Raw genomic sequence first — 17,021 nt, 5'->3', positions numbered from 1 at the left:
CGTATCGGGAGCGACAAATGGGTAGTGGAGGTGATGAGTAAATTTTCAACTTCCTACATAACATAACACCGGTGTTAAGTAGTATTATGTTGCGCCGGGTGAGCTAAAGCTACTGTTCAAAGGGCTAGCATGTCGCAAAAAATGAGTGTAGTGAGCGAACATAACACCTTAACTTCCCACATAACATAACACCGGTGTTATGTTATGTAGGAAGTTGAAAATTTACTCATCACCTCCACTACCCATTTGTCGCTCCCGATACGCACGTGCCGCGTCTTCATTGGCCACTTTCGCAACGATTTCCATAATGACAAATATCGCGTAAGCTACCCCGCCCGCGAGTATTGCACTGACAATCACAGTGGCGGAAATGAGAAGCCCAGCAATAGCGCTTCCAGTGTCGTCTAAAGCAATAAAGAATGCGAGCACCCCGGCAATCACGCCGGCGCCAGTAGCGTAGCTGGCTAGTTTTTGCAGCTTCTCAGCAGTTTTGGTGTGGTGGACGAATGGTGCATTGAATGCCATATTGCGGCTCCTTATCGTTGGTTTCATTTCCCACCATTAAGCCTACGAGAACAGTGCACATACACCACACCCACATCGAACAATTAAGCGAATAAGCGCCATTAAGCAAGACAATTCCGCCATTCCGTACCGCTCTGTCTATACTTTTTGAACCATTTGGTCCACTGTGTGTAGACGTACGATTTCCTGCCAAGAAATCAGGACGAAACCAAACCCATTCGAAAAACAACCACGGACAAGGACCTACAAATGAAACCAACATTCTCCAAGATCACCGCAACAGTGGCAGCGGCTGCCGCCGCCCTTAGTGTCAGCGCGTGCGCCGGTGGTGACGCCGACGACGAGAACACAATTAAGGTCGGCACCTCCCCTGGGCCATATTCAGAACTGTTCAAAGACGGCATCGCGCCGATTTTGAGCGATGAGGGCTACACCGTCGATTACACGGACTTCTCAGAATTGCGCCAGGCCAATGTGGCTTTAACGGAAGACCGGGTTGACCTTAACGTCGACCAGCACATTACTTATATGGACGTCTACAACAATGAAACTGGTTCAAACCTGATCAACCTTACCGACGTACCTACGGTGAAAACCAAGATTTATTCGAAGTCTATTGACTCTCTCGACGGTGTCGACAAGGGCCAAACCGTGGCCATCCCACAAGATGGTTCTAACCAAACCCGCGCATTTCCGCATCTTGGTCAAGCTCGGCTGGCTGACCATGAATGATGATGCCGACGAGAAGCTCCTCACGGTTAATGACATCAAGGAAAACCCACACGACCTGAAAATCCAACCGATGGATTCGGCCACGATCCCACGCGCCCTGGACGACGTTGATTGGGGCATCATCCCAGATTCCATTTCCTATTCTTCCGGTGTGGACCCTGCGCTTGCCCTGGAAAGTGAGGATCTTAGCGACAACCTGATCTTGCAGGCAGTAACCACCGAAGATAAGAAGGGTGCCAAGTGGGCACAGGCTGTCATCGATGCGTACAGGTCAGAAGAGTTCCTTGACTTCCTGGAGGGACAGAATGAGGACGACTACTGGTTCATCCCAGAGTCCCTCACCAAGTAACGCTGCCACACTTTCACCCTAATTCCCGTCATGGCTGAAGTATTATTTCGCGATTTACATAAAACATTCACCAGTAAATCTAGTGAGATCAACGCGCTGCAAGACATCAACCTGGAAATACCGTCTGGTGCGATCTTTGGGGTCGTCGGCACCAGTGGCGCTGGCAAGTCCACGCTGCTGCGCGCCATCAACGGCCTGGAAAAACCAACCAGCGGTACGGTGCGCGTACTCGACCAGGACCTCGGCGCACTATCAAAAAAGCAGTTGCGTGGTCTACGCAGCGAGGTCTCCATGGTCTTCCAGCATTTCAACCTGCTAGAGACCCAAACGGTGGCGCAAAACGTCGCCATGCCACTGGTGCTCGCGAAAGCGAAGAAGCGTGAAATTGACCAGCGCGTCGCCGAAGTTCTGGAGATGGTGGGGCTAGCGGAACGCGCCGATCACCTGCCCAAACAGTTATCTGGCGGGCAAAGGCAACGCGTCGGCATTGCGCGTGCGCTAGTGACCAACCCGAAGATCTTGCTGTGCGATGAGCCAACATCCGCGCTGGACCCATTGACCACCGGCCAGATCCTCGATCTGATCATGCGGGTCAACGAAAAGCTTGGGATCACCGTCATTATCATTACCCACGAGATCGGCGTGGTTGCCCGGATCGCCGACACCGTGGCGGTAATGGAAAACGGCCGGATCATCGAAAAAGGCTCGGTGACGGAGGTTTTTGCGCACCCACAGCAGCCACTCACGCGCCGGTTCGTGGAAAATGTTCTGCCGCATTCGCTTCCCGACGCTGTACAAGAAGTGACCGACAATGCCGGTTACGGGGCAGTCGTTCGCTTGGTTCACAGGCACGGTGCTGCGAAAGACCTGGTTAATCACCTGGTTAACAAAGGCATTTCTACCGATATCATTCACGCCTCCGATACCCTGCTGCGCTCGGGAACTGTCAGGACTCTGGTGCTGGGTCTCACGGTCCACAATGCTGCGCACAAGACCACGGGCAACGATGCACAGGCCTCCAGCCTGCTCGACGAGGCGGTGCGGTGGATGAATGAGCAAGCCGATATTGATGTGGAGGTAGTCGGCTAATGGATATTACGCAGATCCTGGATACCAAGGTCACCCTGGAACAATATGCCGAGGCGGGCTGGCAAACCTTATACATGGTGGGGTTTTCCCTGTTGTTGGGCACGCTGGGTGGTATCCCATTGGGCATCATTTTGGTGCTGACCCGCCCACACGGTTTGTACCCGCAGCGTGTTCTTTTCCAGACCACTAACTTCCTAGTGAATACAGTACGTTCGCTGCCTTTCGTGATTTTGATGGTGGCGATCATCCCGTTCACCCGCGCATTGGTGGGCACTTCGATTGGTATGGCTGCCGCGCTCGTGCCGCTGACGATCTTTATCGCGCCGTTCATGGCACGTCTCATCGAACAATCTGTGCTTGAGGTCAACGAAGGTATTTTGGAAGCCGCCGAATCCATGGGTGCATCCCTGTGGCAGACGATCCGCTACTTTTTGCTTCCTGAAGCCAAAAGTTCGATCATTTTGGCGCTGACCACGTCGACAATCACCCTGATTTCCGCCACGGCTATGGCCGGCACCATCGGCGGTGGTGGTGTCGGTGACCTGGCGGTATCCTACGGTTACCAGCAGTTCGATTCTGTGGCAATCATCCTCACCGTCATCATTTTGATCATCGTGGTGCAGGCGATCCAGGCGTTGGGCAATAAACTCGCGCAGCGTGCTCGTAACGACGCCTAGCTGCCTAGTTATCTCAGGTTATCTCAGAGAGCCCGACATCGGGTGGCATGGTGGGGCTGGACGCGCCGTCCTCGCCGCGACTATGGCGTCTCCCCCTAACCCGCGATATGCTCCGCAGCGCGCGAATCGTCCGGCAGCAGCGCACTCGCCTCACCGTGGGTGGTGATCACCAGCGCATCACGCGCACGCGAGGAAGCCACATACAACAGCGAACGTTCCTGCTGCAGCGCGGCCGCGCGGTCTTTTTCGGAAAGCCCCTGGATGCGGAACCGCTGCGGCAAAATATTCTTGCCGACGCCCATCAGCAGCACGTGCGTGAACTCCAGGCCTTTCGCCCCGTGCATCGTCATCACGGACACCTGCTGGTGCGAGGCCAACTCCGCATTCCTCGTCTGCACCGCATCAATGCCATGATCGGCCAAACCGCTGACGATGCTGCTGAGCTGCCCACGGGTCCGGCACATCACGCCCACGCGTGCATCCGGGTTTTCCGCCATCCACTCACCAATAAACAATGCTGCCGCGACAAACTCGTCAGCCGCCGACTGGCAATGCACCACCCGAGGCAGCGGGCCGGAGCGGGCAGAACGATAACCGAACACGGAGTCCTTCTCCCCTTCGGAATCCACAAATTCCCGCTCGCCATCCAGGATTCGCACTGCATAATCCAGGTTCTCCCGGGTGGTGCGGTAATTCAGCGTCAACCGGTGCGAAGCCCGGCCACGCGTGGAAATTCTAAACTTGCTCAGCGTCAACGGCTGGCCGTAAATCCGCTGGTGTGAATCCTCGGCCAGGAAAATATCGTTGGGCCCCTCCGCCACGCACGCCCTTAAGAACCGCCAGTGCCCGGCGTTGAAGTCCTGCGCTTCATCCACGACGACGTGATCAAATTTCGAGCCGCCACCGTTCTCATAGATCACGCGCAAAAGCTCCGCACCGACGGCGGACATCGTCGGCCACAGCAGCTTCCCGTCCATCGCTTGGGTGTGCATCACGGATTCCAGCAGCTTCCACACGGCTTTCCGCGCGGCCCGCCCCAGCGGTGTGCCCCGCCCGGTGCGCGCAACCTTCAGGTAATCCTTCTTCGTCGTAATCTGGTTCGCCAGCACGACGGTCTCATATTCTTGCTGCAAAAAAGTCTCGTTCGCGATCTCCGAACTGAGCGATTCATCGGCGCCGAGCAGCACACCTTCCCACACTTTCACCGCTTCCCGGTCCTGGTAGGGGCGCACGCTTGCCGACGCCGTCCCCAACACCCGCCGGGTTGCCTCACTGATTTCGGCTTCAGTGCCCTGGTCGACGACCATGCGCACAATCGCGTCAATGTTGTCGACCCACAACCCGGGATCACCGGCAGAGCCAGCTTCGGGGAATCGCGGGTTCAGCGCATTCATCTGTGATTTCAACCCCTGCGCCAGTCCTTTGGTAAACGTCGTCAACAGCACACGTGGTGAATCCGCGCTCAGCTCCGACACAGAACCGAACCGTGTGACCAGGTTATTCGCACGGTGCACCGCCACCACGGTTTTGCCGGTACCCGCACCGCCGAACACCCGTGCGGATCCAGAAAAATTCGCCTGTGCCATGCGTCGCTGCTGGGGGTGAATGAATACGCGCCACTGATCAAAATCACCAGCTTCGATCACGGTACGTAGCGAGTCAGTATCCACCTCTTCGAGGTAGGCAAAATCTAGTTTAGCTGCGTCTTTTTGCAAACCTGCCAGCACTAGGGCGTCGTCAGCATCCTTGCGCACCGCTCCAGCATCAGCATCAGCGTCATTACCAGCAACAGCAGGGCGAGCCTTGTCCAATCCGAGTGATTCACGCACCTCAGCAAAAGAATAACCAGCCACCAGGCTGTACACTGCCTCGGATTCCCACGTCGGCCGACCCTCAAGTAAGCCGTCCAGTTCGGATTCATTGTCTAAGGCATACAACCGCTGCGCCAAGGCGTGGTCTATGCCCAGCTCTGCGTGCACATCTTCTGGGGCGTAACCGCGGGCTTCCAATTCGGTGCGCGGTGGCGGGGTTGTCGCTTGCGGAACAGTAACGGTAATGCCGTGGGTTTGTTCGTCGGCAAGCTGGCGGGCTTTTTCTGCGGCCTCGTCGGCTTTTCGACGTGAATCTTGCCCGCTGGAACCTGCTGCACCAGCCTCTGCACCAGCGGCAGCAGTAGCCCGGGCATCAACACCAGCTGCCGGAGCAGTCTCCTCAATCAGCTCGGTCACACCGCTGATCGGGTTCACACCTAACCGCAGGCGCGCGGGATCGAAGCGCCGGGCGGCCTCGGTGCCTTCGTCGTGGCTGAAGACATCGACAAGCATGAAATGGTGCGTGTGCTCGCTTTTCAGCTCAAACAACACCGCACGGAATTGATGATTCACCCGGGCGGTACGCACGCGTTTGTCCACGGCACCGTTGATGGTTTCCACGTGCAGTGAGGGCTGGGTGGGGTCTTCGCTGAGCTTCTGCAGAAAGTCCATGGTGGCTTTGCGCAGGCTGCCATCAAGTTTGAGCCCACTGCGCAAGGATAATGAGATCATGCTGTGCCCTCCTGCAGCAGTTCATCGGGGATGTCGTCGGTGTCTAAGTCTTCGGCATACAACAGGCGCCAACCGTCGTCCTGCAAAGATTTTTCAGCCTCCACGTAGCTATCATCGGCGGCTTCCAGCAACGCGACCTTCTGTGCATCCCACGTGACCACAGTCGGCAACGAAGCCAGTTCTGCACCAATCGTATCGCCTGGGATCACGCCAGCCTCAACGAGTTTACGCAGCGCAGCGACGATCTCGCCGTCGTCTTCGTCGTCTTCATCGTAGTCATCCAAGACGTCTTTCCAGAACCCACCGGCGGGCACCACGTCGGCCTTGCCACCCAGTCCGGTGCTGACATTGGCGCTGGGATCGGTGTTAATGGCTGCCGCGACGGTACCGCCCAGCGAGTCAGTCAGCTGTTCTGACCGCGCTACGGAATCCAGCAGCTCGGCGTCGGTCTCGCTCGTTGCGATGGTCACCCGCGCGTCGGATAGCCACAGCAGATTCGCCACACTCAGGTAGTCATTCCACAGTTGTTGGTCCAGGTTGCGGCCGCTGATGTCCAGATAAAAGCGCTCGGGAACCATCTTGGTGCGGTTAGCGTTCAGCACGAGATCCAACGCAATCTCACCAGCAAAAATCGCCCGCCGCGCCGGTCCGTAACGCCCGGATATAGCCTCCAATCGCGCATTCGCATTCTGTATTTTCATATTCGCCAACACCATATTCACCACCGCCTCATGTAACGCGGGGTAAAAGCGCTCATCCGGGTTAGTCAGATAGCGCACCAGCTGCTCCACCGGCGAGGCCGTCATGAAAGCCCAGCCGTTGCTATCCATGTCGGCCACCTTGCCGACGACTCCCTGAACTTGCGGCCCAGCCCACCACGGGTTGCGGGCGGTACCAGCTGCCTCTTCGGCGAAGCGGTCCAAGTCTTTATTAGTGATTGTCCACGGGATCCAGTTTTTATCCGCCTGCAGGCGTACGCGCCGGTTGATGTCTTTGCCAAAGCCGAAATTGTGCGGGCTGGCGTGGAATTGATAGCCGTCGGTAAAAACCGCCACCGGTCGGATATCTGGGCGCTTGCGGTGGGTAAACACAAAGTCTGGGACGGTATACCCCAGGTCCACCTGCTCGCGCATGACCCATTCTTGGCCGCCGGGGAATTGAATATCCCACTCAAGCCCGCCACCACGTGGGCGATCAGTGACTTCCACGTTGCGATTTTCCAGGCTATCGCGCAGCATTTCACGGAACCGCAATTCCAAGTGTGAGCTCAGATCATGATCCGGGGCGTGTTCTTGAGTTTCCCATACGTGTTCCAGCGGGTTGTCTTCTGCAGATGGGTAGGCAGTATCCAGCAGAATTGCTCGCAGTGCGCGCTCGGCGACGGCGCGGGAAACCACATCCACCTGGTGGGTTGGCGCGTAGGCCAAAAGACAATCCGGGCAGGCCAACCTGTCATCCTTGCCGCATGCACAATCCCGCACGCTGCAGAACGCGCTTTCTAATAAGCCCCGCACTTGCTGCGCAGAAGCGAATTGGCTCAAATACCCGGTTCCGCCCGGCACGCTATCGCTGAGCAACAGCGCTTGGCCGGTGGCGCCGGTTTTATCGGCTACCTCGACGGTATCGACGCTCAGGTGGTCTGGGTCGCCACCGAGTACTTCCTTGAAACCAAGCATGATCGCCGCGGTCAGGCTGGGTACGGTGGCGCGATCGCCAGCGGTCAAGGCCTTGGGCACCCGCAGCAGCACGCCTTGCGTGCGCAAGGTACGCCCCAGTGCGGTGGTGACAGTATCTTCTTCACGCTGGTTGCGGTGTGGGCACCAGGGGCGGTGGTCCCACTTTGAGTTTTCTCCTCGCGCGGAGTCGAGATGCCCGCAATGCCGGCACAGGGTAAACAGTGGGGTTTCGATTTCTTCCCCGGCAATCATACGCCGGTTGCCGTGGCCTTTGCCCAGGTTAAACCAGGTGATATCCACCAACGGCAAATGCTCGGCACCAAAACCAGAGGTGGTAAACCAGCTGCCGCCGGTGGGTGCATCGTGGGGCGCAGAAAACGTCATGGCCTGGCGGAACTGCATGCGCAGGCGTTCGTCGTCACCGTCACCGATGGTGGCGCGGCCATAGTCGACTTCCGCAGATACCTTCCGCAGTGGGATGGAATCGAGCACCTGGCCTTTGTCTGCGAAATCCGCCACGCCGCACGACGGGCAGGAACCAGCCGTGTGACCGGGCAGCACGCGCTCACCATACGAACAGCGTGAACAGATACGCCATTGCTCTATCTCGCCGCCGTCGGTTCCCATTTCTACCGAGTCAATGCGCGCAGCAATCCCACGGGCATAAAACGTGGCCCCGGGCGCCATCTCGTGCAGCGCGGAGGAAACCCCGCGGGTGATCTCAAAGGTGTCCGTATCAAACTGCACCGTGGCTGGCCGCAGGTAGGAAACTGCAACAGCCAGTTCTACGGAATCATCCAGCAACGTGAAATTCGGCAACAGCCCATAACGTTCCATGGAGCTGATCCAGTATTCATCCAGCGCGAGCTCGCGCAAGTCCCGGTGGACACGGCGCACTGCGGATTCGATGCTGCGCTTCTCGCGGGCGAGGTCTTCGTCCAAGTCCTCCCGCGCGTTCTTATCACCGATGCGTCGCTCGATGTCTTTTTCTTGTTCGATGAGGGTTTCTTGCCGCTTCTGCAGAGTTTTTACTTCTGCTTCCCAGCGCTGCTGCGCGCGGTGCAAATCCCCGGCCAGTGACTGCTCGCCGTGGCCGGTCGCCCACGTACGAACCTCATCCAGCAACTCTTCGCCCAAGCTCTGATCCACCAAGGTGGCCAAGTACTCGTCGACGAACGTGGCGACGCCAGAGCCAGTGGGGCCAGAATCAGCACCAGAGCCATCCCCGTCTCCAGCAACCACCGCTTGCAGCACCTTCACCAACGAGGCCTGCTTGCGCGAAGAAAATACCGAGGCCGCGTTCTGCAGATCCATGGGCATTTCTGCACTGTCGAGCGAATCGATGATATAAGCGGTGACCTGCCGGTGCAGGATCTCCGTGGCGGATAAAAATGCCGCCGGTGGTGCCACCGCACCAGAAATCACCGACAGTGGCTGGTTCAGCTTCGGCAAGGTTTGCCCGCGCCCGCGCACGAACGCCAGCACCAGCGAGTTGCCAGTCAAACGCCCGGCGCGCCCAACCCTCTGCACGTAGCTGGCGACGGTTTTCGGTAGCGAGGCCAGCATCACCGTCGACAAGTCTCCGATATCGATACCCATCTCCAGTGTTGGTGTTGCTACCAGCACGTTTGGCGCATCTGGGCTGGTGGCACCGTCTTCGCCACGGAAGGATCGCTCTAGTGCCAGCCGCTCGTCCTTGGGCACTAAACCGGTGTGTTCTTTGGCGACCACGGCGCGTGGTGCAGACGAGGTGTACAAGCGCGAGTAATAGTTCGATTCCACTGCCTCGGCATGGAAGCTGCCGCCGCATCCTGGGGTAAAACACCGCTGGCCATCCAGATCCTGCAACGAGTGGCGCCGCAGCCCCATCTGCATATTGCAGATCTCGCAGCGCAGCACCTGCGGCTGGGTGTCTATTTCCACCACCACGCGTTCTGGCTCCAGTGCGTAGAGCACACCATGGCTGTTGGTCGGGATGGCGGTGAGCATGCCACGTTCTGCCAGAGCCTTCGCCAATCCCACCGCCGCTTTCGCAGCATCGTGGGGGCTTAAGCCCAACTGTGCTGCTGTCCACCGCGCGTAGCGTCCCCGCGGGCCACCCAGTGGGCTAATCCCGCGGTCACGGTTGTCGGGTTCTTTGCCTTCCCGCGGGAATTCCGGCGAGCCACCTTTGGGGAATGACGGGATGCCTTCGTGCTTCGCCTGCGGGCGGTGCAGCTGCCAAGGGTTGGCATCATCGCGCAGGTATCCTTGCAGCAATTTCTGGTTGATGCCGCCGCGTTCACGGATCAGTTCCACAACCCCTCGGGCCCACCGACGCTGTTGTTCCGGATCCCCCATCTGGAGAGTGGGTTCTGCAACGCTGGATAGTGCCTGGCGGGCAGCGTCGACAAGAATCGCATCCGCAATATCCACCCCGACTGCCAGCGCACCCGTGAGTGTCAGCGAGCGCGGCAAGTCTGCGCGCTGCCCAAATTCCAGCACGATGTCCAGCCCCAACCGCTTTTCGACGGTTGCCTGCGCCTCGACTGGTACGTCCATGGTCCCGCCGTGCCAAAATGGTTTATACGGTTCGGTATCGGCTAGCTCCGGCGGCAGCAGTTCGTAGCGGGCACGTGCAGGATCGGCTGCAGCAGCGGCGGAAGCAATGACCAGCCGTGGTAGCTCCGCCAGCGAGACTGTGCGACGGCCCATCACCGCCTGGCCGCGGACCTCGTTGAACAGCACGGTGCGCAGCCCGAAGGCGCGGGAACGCGATTGCACAAACCCGGCGCGGTGCGCGGCATCCTGCACGGAATCGGCAAAGACCAGGGTTTTCTTCTCTTCACCGTCCAGCCCGCCCATGCCGAACAGGTTCGATAGCCCCACCGACAGCAGCGTGGCCACGCGCGAGCCGATAAACCGAATAGAATCAGTTTCCCCACACGACGGGCACAATTGTTCGCGGGCATAATCCTCGGCGTTGGTTCCGGAATACGCCAGCACCGGCACCGACAGCCCCTCGGCAATGGCGTGTTCGGACGGTTGCGCGCGGCTAAGTTCTCGGGTTTCGGTGTGCAACCACAGCAGGTTGCGTTTACCGTCGGCATCGGAGTATTCGTTCATGCCATTAGCTGTGCCGAGTACCTGCTGGTATTCGTTGGTGGCATCAATCAGTGGGCGTTGGCGTTCCGGGGCGTCGATGGAACCGCGGCGGATTTCCGCGGAATCCAGGATGGTGCCGTCGGTGCCGGGTTCCAGGGAAGTCATCCACCCCGCACGCCCGCAGGCGCGACAAAAACATGCGGGCAGCCATACGGTGGAGCTATCGCCTTCGCCGACGTGGCCGTCGTCGGACCAGCGGAAGATTTCTCCGTCTTCCGATGGCGTGACGGTGCGATCAATGCGGGAGACCTCCCGCACCCACAGGTGGGTTTCCACGCCGGGTAGGCGTTTGCCTTCGAAGCCGTATTTCTTACCGGCCAGCGCACGGATATGCGAGATGCCGGTGAGCAGGTGTGTGACAAATTCCGTGGCGGCATCCACCCCGATGGAGCGCACCACGATCTCATGCAGCACCGCGAATGGCAGCACGGTGTCTTCTTCTGTCTGCCGCTGGATCAGTGGCCGTGCCTGGCCTGCGGCTTCGATCAGCGCGCGGGTGAGCGGGTGCTGCACATAGGCGGCGATGATTTCTTCCAAGCGCTCCCCGGCATCCCAGAGTTCTTCGCGCAGTACCTCCAGTACTACTTCGGGGTGCTCGCGCTCTGTGTCATCGTCTGCGATGCGCCGCAGGATCTGCTGGATCTGGTCAATGTCCGGCATCTGGCCCGGCGCGTGGGCACCGAACTTGTCGACGATTTCCGTCAGCCATTCGTCATAAGTCAAGACTTTCTCGCCCACCAAGGCATCGTCGGGGAAGCGTTCGCCGAAAATCGTGTGTGCGAAATCCAGCACCCGGCTGGTTTGTTCTTCCCCACCCAGCGTCGCAGACGTGGCCACCGGGGTCACCCGGCCCAGCGGGTTATCGGCATATTCGCCCAAGAATCCGGTGGGCTGGTGTTTTTTCAACTGCAAGCCTAAACGCCGCAGCAACAGTGCGACGTCGGTGCCTTGCGCGCCGTCGTAGGTGTGGAACTCATCCAAGGCCACGTATTGCAGGGAGGTGGCGGATTTCTCCCAGATTTTCCGGTAATCCGGGCGCAGCAGCAGCTGGTCCAGCATCTTGTAGTTGGTCAGCAGAATATCTGGTGGGTCCTCCACCATGCGTTCACGGCTGGTGATCAGCGATTCTGCGCTGACCTTGGTGGCCCCACCGCTGCCGGATTGTTCACCGGTGAAAATACCGGCGGTCACACCCTGCAGTGCGTCTTCTTCCACCAACAGCGATGCCAACCGGCTGGCTTGGTCATTGGCCAGCGCGTTCATGGGGTACAGCAGCAGGGCCTTCACCCCGGTTTTGCCGTGCCTGCGGGTGCGCGCGGCGTGGTTGAGAATGGGATAGAGAAAAGATTCAGTTTTACCGGAACCCGTGCCGGTGATCACCAGGGTGGGTTCTGGGCGGCGCTCCCCTGACTCGTCAATGCTGCGTAGCCGCTGGAAGGCAGCTGCTTGGTGGTGGTAGGGCCGGAACCACGAGGGCAACCAGTCCAGCAGGTTTTTCCATCCCGTCGCGCGCGCATACGGCAGGCGTGTGCGCACATACGGCCCGTGGAACATGCCTTGGTCTGGATCACCGAGGAATTTCTTGAGCGCCGCGGAAGTTTCCGGATTGGCCAGGGAAAACGTGGTGCTCAGGTACTCTGTGATGCCATCAAGGATGTGCTGTGAGGCGTGGACGGGGATGAGAGTAGACACGGTATTGAGGGTATTCGCTTAGGCAAATTTCGCGTAAGCAGCGCGCAGGTCTGCTTCCCGGTCCAGCTGCCGGAATGGGTACTGGTAGGTGTATTTCACCTCTGATTGTGGGTGCACCCAGGTGCGCTGGGTTTCGCTGAGCTGTTCTCCCTCTTTCAGTTTAGACTCCAACTTCATGATGTCTTTTGGCACCTTGCGGCCATTGGCATCGAAGCGGTCTTCTTCGTCATAACGACGCATCACCGGGAATTGCGTGTGGTAAATCATGCACAGCTCATCAGCAGAAATGCCCAATGAGATAGCAACGATGGCATCAATCTCATTTTGTGTCTGCCTGCGTTCTTCATCCCGCCGCAACGGCACCTCTGGTGTCCACGGCTCTCCGGTGAGCTCTTCCCACAACGGTGCATAAGCCTCGGTGAGGCAATTGAGGCGGAGGTAATTGTGAACCAAAATTTGTTCTACATCCAAGTCCTTTCGGCAAGGCAAGCACTCAACCGTTTGTGCGTAGATATTCGCCACACTGGTTGATCTAATTTGAAAATCTAGAAGTAACGATGACATTACGGCTGCTGCTACAACGGTTTCCTTAGAATCTTCCAACGATGCCCCTGTCATTAAAGCACCGGTCGTTGCACTATGCGGTGGAATAATTGCGGTAATCAAAGTCCGATAGCCAGTGGTAGCAGCCATTTTGCGCCAAGAAAAACGATAAAAATCACGGTCTGGAATACGCCTATCAGCGATTCTGTGATGTGTGTAATCCGCATCGTAACTCGGCTGTTTTTCACGATCCGGCTGGTAAGCCGTTGCGGGAATGAAATCTGCAGGCATCGCCTCCAAATCCACCGCTGACCAATCCTGGTTATGTTTCATGGTCGGGTTCGGCTGCTTGATCATCGGGGTAGACACACCCAGATGTGGACCCTGCAGAATGACATCATCCCACGATGTTGGGTGTGCCCAACCAGTCTCAAAATAACCAACTTTTTTATCACTGGTTTCATGCCAGCCAGAAGAAAACTGCAAGTTCAACTCACCGATACGCGGCTGCGCAGCCAGTTTTTCCAGGACATCCGCAGCTTCAGTATTCACGGTGTAGACCATACGTGTATCAATGATGGCGACGTCGCCACCTTCCAAAATTGAATGCCAGGTTTTCAGTACCTCATTATCTACCGTTTGTATGCGGTCACGATGTGGGCGAAGATCCCAATTCCCATCATCGTCTTTCAATCCCGGAAGCTTGCCTGTTCCATCATGCGCAAGCGAATCTGCCACGGTCTGTGGATGATACAAAGAGGTCGCCTGGTGAAATTGCGGTGCATCCTGGCCTGCGCCATAAACATGGATTCCGTAGCTCACGTGGTGGTCAATATCGAAAAGCGATAATTCGTTAATAAACTGCCAATGCCTGCGCAATCGCAGATACGCACCACGGCGTAGCGGGGCCGCCTTCTTTTCCGTGAAATGGGATTCCGGGTGAATCAAAGAAATCACACCAGCACCCGACATATTTGACCAAGTCTTTTCCATAAATGCGCGGTACAAATCTGGCTGCTGGTTCTCCAGGTGCGGATAGCTGGACAGATCCCCCAGTACTTCTGCGGTACCCACAATGTCACCAGTGCCACGAAAAACAATCTCCCGGGTACGCGCATCATTATTCCAGCGTTCGCGCCGCTCATTCTTCTGAGCTTGCGTCGGTTTATGCGCCAACGAGAACCACGGGTCAACCTCCGAATACAAACCATCCATATCACCACGTGGCCGCACCCACGGCGGGTTACCCACCTGCAGATCAAAACCACCGCGGGCAAAAACGGCCGAGAAGTCCAGATCCCAGTGGAAGAAGCCTTGTTCCGCAGCAACCTGCTGGGCGGTAGCTACCCACGGGTGGCGCTGCAGAACCTGCTCAATAGAGCGGGCGCCAGCCAGTCCAAGGTCAGAGTCTTCCCACTCATTGAGCTCTTCCCAGGTGCTGGCAGAACCCAGCATGGTCTGGTTTTCATTTTTTGCTGCAATTTCGATGCCCAGGACGTCGGCAAGAGTATTCAAGTATTCATCAAAATTCGGCAACTGCGGTTTCTTGCTATCCTCGGCGGTTGGTACCTGCGTCAAAGGCCAGAACGTCATGGCATTCCACAAATCCATGGCCAGGCGCAAGCGCCGGTACGCGCCATTCTGGTTATGCAACAGATCCTGCTCAATCTGGCCACGGGTGACGTTCTTCGAAGTGAATTCATTATCCCGGCCCCACAGATCCACATCACGGCGGATCTGCTGCTCGGCAATACGCATGCGAGTCAGGGCAAACGCGAACAAGATTTCCACACGGACAGAAAGATTATGCAGCTTCTTGGTCTGCTCTTTGTTCGGCGTAACGGTGACCTTGCTACGCCAACTCTTCAACGCTTTCTGCTCATCCTTCGCCAGCGTTTTCAAATCTTTGGCGTCGGCAGCCGCGCCCCAAGTAGAAGACGGCAGCAGGAAATGGTGAATGCGCCCGGCAGGCTTCGGATCCCGATGGCCAGCATCAATAGCGGCAGCCAGGTTGGCCATAGGCTCCCGGCGCGGCACCGCATTCAACCAGGCTTTCTTCTTCAACTGCTTGGCATCATAGGTGGCACGCTGCGCACCAATCAGTGAGTTACCGCGGCGCAGGTGCAAACCAAACCAAGGGGCGGTGAACTGGCCAGTCATAGTATCCAGCCACAGGGAGATCTCCGCCAGCTCCACCGCCGTGGGGTTCAAGTCCACGCCATACACCTGATGCAAAGCAATATAGGCTTTCACCTTCTGCAGCTCCAGGGTGCGCTGTTCTGGGTCTACCTGCTGATCGTTTTCTTTTTCCGCCAGCTCCAGGTACAGCTCCGCGAGCTGACGCACGGCTTCCACGGCGAAGGCACCCGAACCCATAGCGGGCTCACAGATAGTCAGGCCGAGGATGTCCTCAGCAGTTTTGATACGGCCTTCTTCCTGCAGCACCTCAATAGCCTGCGAGACCGTGAACTCCGTGAGCACCTGCGGGGTATAAAACGACGCCGAACGCTCGCGGTCGCGGCTGGACTGACGGAACACAAACGATTCGTGTTTGTGCTCACGGCGGACCTTGCTGGTGCCGCCAGTGTCCATGTCTTTGACCTCAGTAACGAAGGAATCCGCAGGCACCGTTTCCGCGCGGTGTACCGGCAACACCCAGGAACCCTTCTCCGGGTTGCCCTTGGGCGCTACCTCGTAAAGGTCTTCCTGCGCAATAAAACCATGGAAAGACATCAAGCCCTCATACACCTGGCCAAGTTCCGTCACCCCCAAGGTGGCATAAGAAATAAAACCGCGATCTTTACCGACAGCTTGCTTGGACAAAAACAGGTTTTCCAAGACTTTGGTCAGCGCCTCGTTAGACAGCTGCACGGCGTCGATAAGCGAAGTGGCTGCAGTCTTAAACAAATCCGCATCCAGGTTGCGGAATGTCAAGCCCTGGTTGGCTGCATCCTCGTCCGCGCCCGGGGTCTGTTCTGGGCGGTGGCCGTGATTGATCTGCTGGAACAACACCTGCAGCGAGGCATACAAGTGAGTGCCGTTGCGGGATTTTTCCGTCACCGGTGGGGTCAAGATCTGATCGCGCAGGCGGTCCAGCCCATAACCATCGACGTACTCGGACGCGCCCGTCGGCAAGATGCCCAGCTCCGGGGAGGCCTCGGCGAACAGCAAAAATAAAATGCGATAGAGGTAGCGCAAGGATTGGCGAGCGAGCTCATTGCCGTCGATGTCCTCGGTGGGCAGGCCTTGCGCGCTGTGGCGTTCCAGGACATCATTACCCAACAGCTCTACGGACTCACGCACCGCATCGCGCAGATCGCCCGAGACCTTCACGGCGTGCTCGCGGGATTCCGCCAAGGTTTCTGCCCACCACGTGGTGCCGTCAGCCGCGCGCTCCAGGTTCTCGCGGGCCACGATGGCGGTGGTGCGTTCGATCTCGCCGGCCTTTTTGGTCTCGTTGCGCTCTACCACCAACTGCAAGTCCACGGCCAGGTAGCGGCCCAGTGGCCAGGTTTCCCGCTCTGCGATAAGCACCCAGTTTCCAGCAAGCACCACGATAAATTCCGGTGGCTGGTGCGACAGGAACAGATCCCCCACCAGCGCACTAATGCGAGTGGTGTGTGGTTCTTTGCCCTCTGACGCGGTGCCGCCAGCAACGGGAGCAGCGCTGATGTCTTCCAGCCCGTCGATCTGTGCGTCGTCTGCAGCGTGCAGGACAATGCAGGTGCCAGCATGCCCAGACCAACCACGGTACATAATGCGCTCGGCAACGCGCTCATAGGCAAGCTCCGTAGGGGCACCAAAACCAAAAGCCTGGCAGACCAGGTGCACGGCAGGAGCAGACTTAGCGAAGGCTGCTTGCAGCTGGCCGCGGACTGCCTGGAAACGCTTCACCGGCGTGGTGGTGCCGGTATCGGCGGCTTGGTCCTCCCACTGCTTAACACGAGATTTCACCCGCTTGGCGAAGGAATTGCCTTTGGTCTCGTCCGTCGTCAAGTAATGATCGCTGATCCACTCTTCGACGTTAATGATCGAATCATACGATGCCATA

Annotated in this window: 8 protein-coding genes; 4 read left to right on the top strand and 4 right to left on the bottom strand. The window is 57.9% G+C overall.

Annotated features, from left to right (window positions below; translation table 11 throughout):
• Positions 1–222: 222 nt before the first annotated feature.
• The gene (locus tag A5774_RS08575; protein WP_021352045.1) at positions 223–525 is read right to left on the bottom strand and encodes a hypothetical protein; all 303 of its coding nucleotides are present in this window, start codon (positions 523–525) and stop codon (positions 223–225) included.
• A gap of 249 nt (positions 526–774) precedes the next feature.
• On the opposite strand from A5774_RS08575, the gene A5774_RS12020 reads away from it, so the two are divergent.
• Genes A5774_RS12020 through A5774_RS08560 form a run of 4 tightly spaced genes read left to right on the top strand, consistent with a single transcriptional unit; the run spans position 775 to position 3,372 of the window.
• A complete protein-coding gene (locus A5774_RS12020) occupies positions 775–1,257 on the top strand; it encodes a MetQ/NlpA family ABC transporter substrate-binding protein (RefSeq protein WP_021352044.1) in 483 nt (160 codons plus the stop codon).
• A complete protein-coding gene (locus A5774_RS12015) occupies positions 1,250–1,606 on the top strand; it encodes a MetQ/NlpA family ABC transporter substrate-binding protein (RefSeq protein ID WP_021352043.1) in 357 nt (118 codons plus the stop codon). The genes A5774_RS12020 and A5774_RS12015 overlap by 8 nt, the downstream gene beginning before the upstream one ends.
• Positions 1,607–1,636: 30 nt before the next feature.
• Entirely contained in the window at positions 1,637–2,695 is a 1,059-nt protein-coding gene (locus A5774_RS08565) for a methionine ABC transporter ATP-binding protein (RefSeq protein ID WP_064834376.1), read from the top strand.
• Entirely contained in the window at positions 2,695–3,372 is a 678-nt protein-coding gene (locus A5774_RS08560) for a methionine ABC transporter permease (protein ID WP_021352041.1), read from the top strand. Before A5774_RS08565 ends, A5774_RS08560 begins: the two co-directional genes overlap by 1 nt.
• A gap of 95 nt (positions 3,373–3,467) precedes the next feature.
• Here A5774_RS08560 and A5774_RS08555 read toward each other — a convergent pair whose 3' ends face one another.
• Genes A5774_RS08555 through A5774_RS08545 form a run of 3 tightly spaced genes read right to left on the bottom strand, consistent with a single transcriptional unit; the run spans position 3,468 to position 17,020 of the window.
• The gene (locus tag A5774_RS08555) at positions 3,468–5,915 is read right to left on the bottom strand and encodes a 3'-5' exonuclease (protein ID WP_064834371.1); all 2,448 of its coding nucleotides are present in this window, start codon (positions 5,913–5,915) and stop codon (positions 3,468–3,470) included.
• Complete coding sequence (locus A5774_RS08550) at positions 5,912–12,427, bottom strand: DEAD/DEAH box helicase (RefSeq protein ID WP_064834369.1); 6,516 nt, start codon at positions 12,425–12,427, stop codon at positions 5,912–5,914. The genes A5774_RS08555 and A5774_RS08550 overlap by 4 nt, the downstream gene beginning before the upstream one ends.
• A gap of 18 nt (positions 12,428–12,445) precedes the next feature.
• Positions 12,446–17,020: a DNA methyltransferase gene (locus A5774_RS08545; RefSeq protein WP_064834367.1), complete on the bottom strand. Its 4,575-nt coding sequence runs from the start codon at positions 17,018–17,020 to the stop codon at positions 12,446–12,448.
• Position 17,021 lies beyond the last annotated feature (1 nt).

The sequence above is a fragment of the Corynebacterium sp. EPI-003-04-2554_SCH2473622 genome (assembly GCF_001665955.1).
Classification (GTDB): Bacteria; Actinomycetota; Actinomycetes; order Mycobacteriales; family Mycobacteriaceae; genus Corynebacterium; species Corynebacterium pseudodiphtheriticum.
This window is presented reverse-complemented; position numbering and strand designations above follow the sequence as displayed.

Bases quoted from the DNA above. Each gene is read 5' to 3' on its own strand.
- A5774_RS08545 (WP_064834367.1), bottom strand. From the start codon at position 17,020: ATGGCATCGTATGATTCGATCATTAACGTCGAAGAGTGGATCAGCGAT.
- A5774_RS12020 (WP_021352044.1), top strand. From the start codon at position 775: ATGAAACCAACATTCTCCAAGATCACCGCAACAGTGGCAGCGGCTGCC.
- A5774_RS08565 (WP_064834376.1), top strand. From the start codon at position 1,637: ATGGCTGAAGTATTATTTCGCGATTTACATAAAACATTCACCAGTAAA.
- A5774_RS08555 (WP_064834371.1), bottom strand. From the start codon at position 5,915: ATGATCTCATTATCCTTGCGCAGTGGGCTCAAACTTGATGGCAGCCTG.
- A5774_RS08560 (WP_021352041.1), top strand. From the start codon at position 2,695: ATGGATATTACGCAGATCCTGGATACCAAGGTCACCCTGGAACAATAT.
- A5774_RS12015 (WP_021352043.1), top strand. From the start codon at position 1,250: ATGAATGATGATGCCGACGAGAAGCTCCTCACGGTTAATGACATCAAG.
- A5774_RS08575 (WP_021352045.1), bottom strand. From the start codon at position 525: ATGGCATTCAATGCACCATTCGTCCACCACACCAAAACTGCTGAGAAG.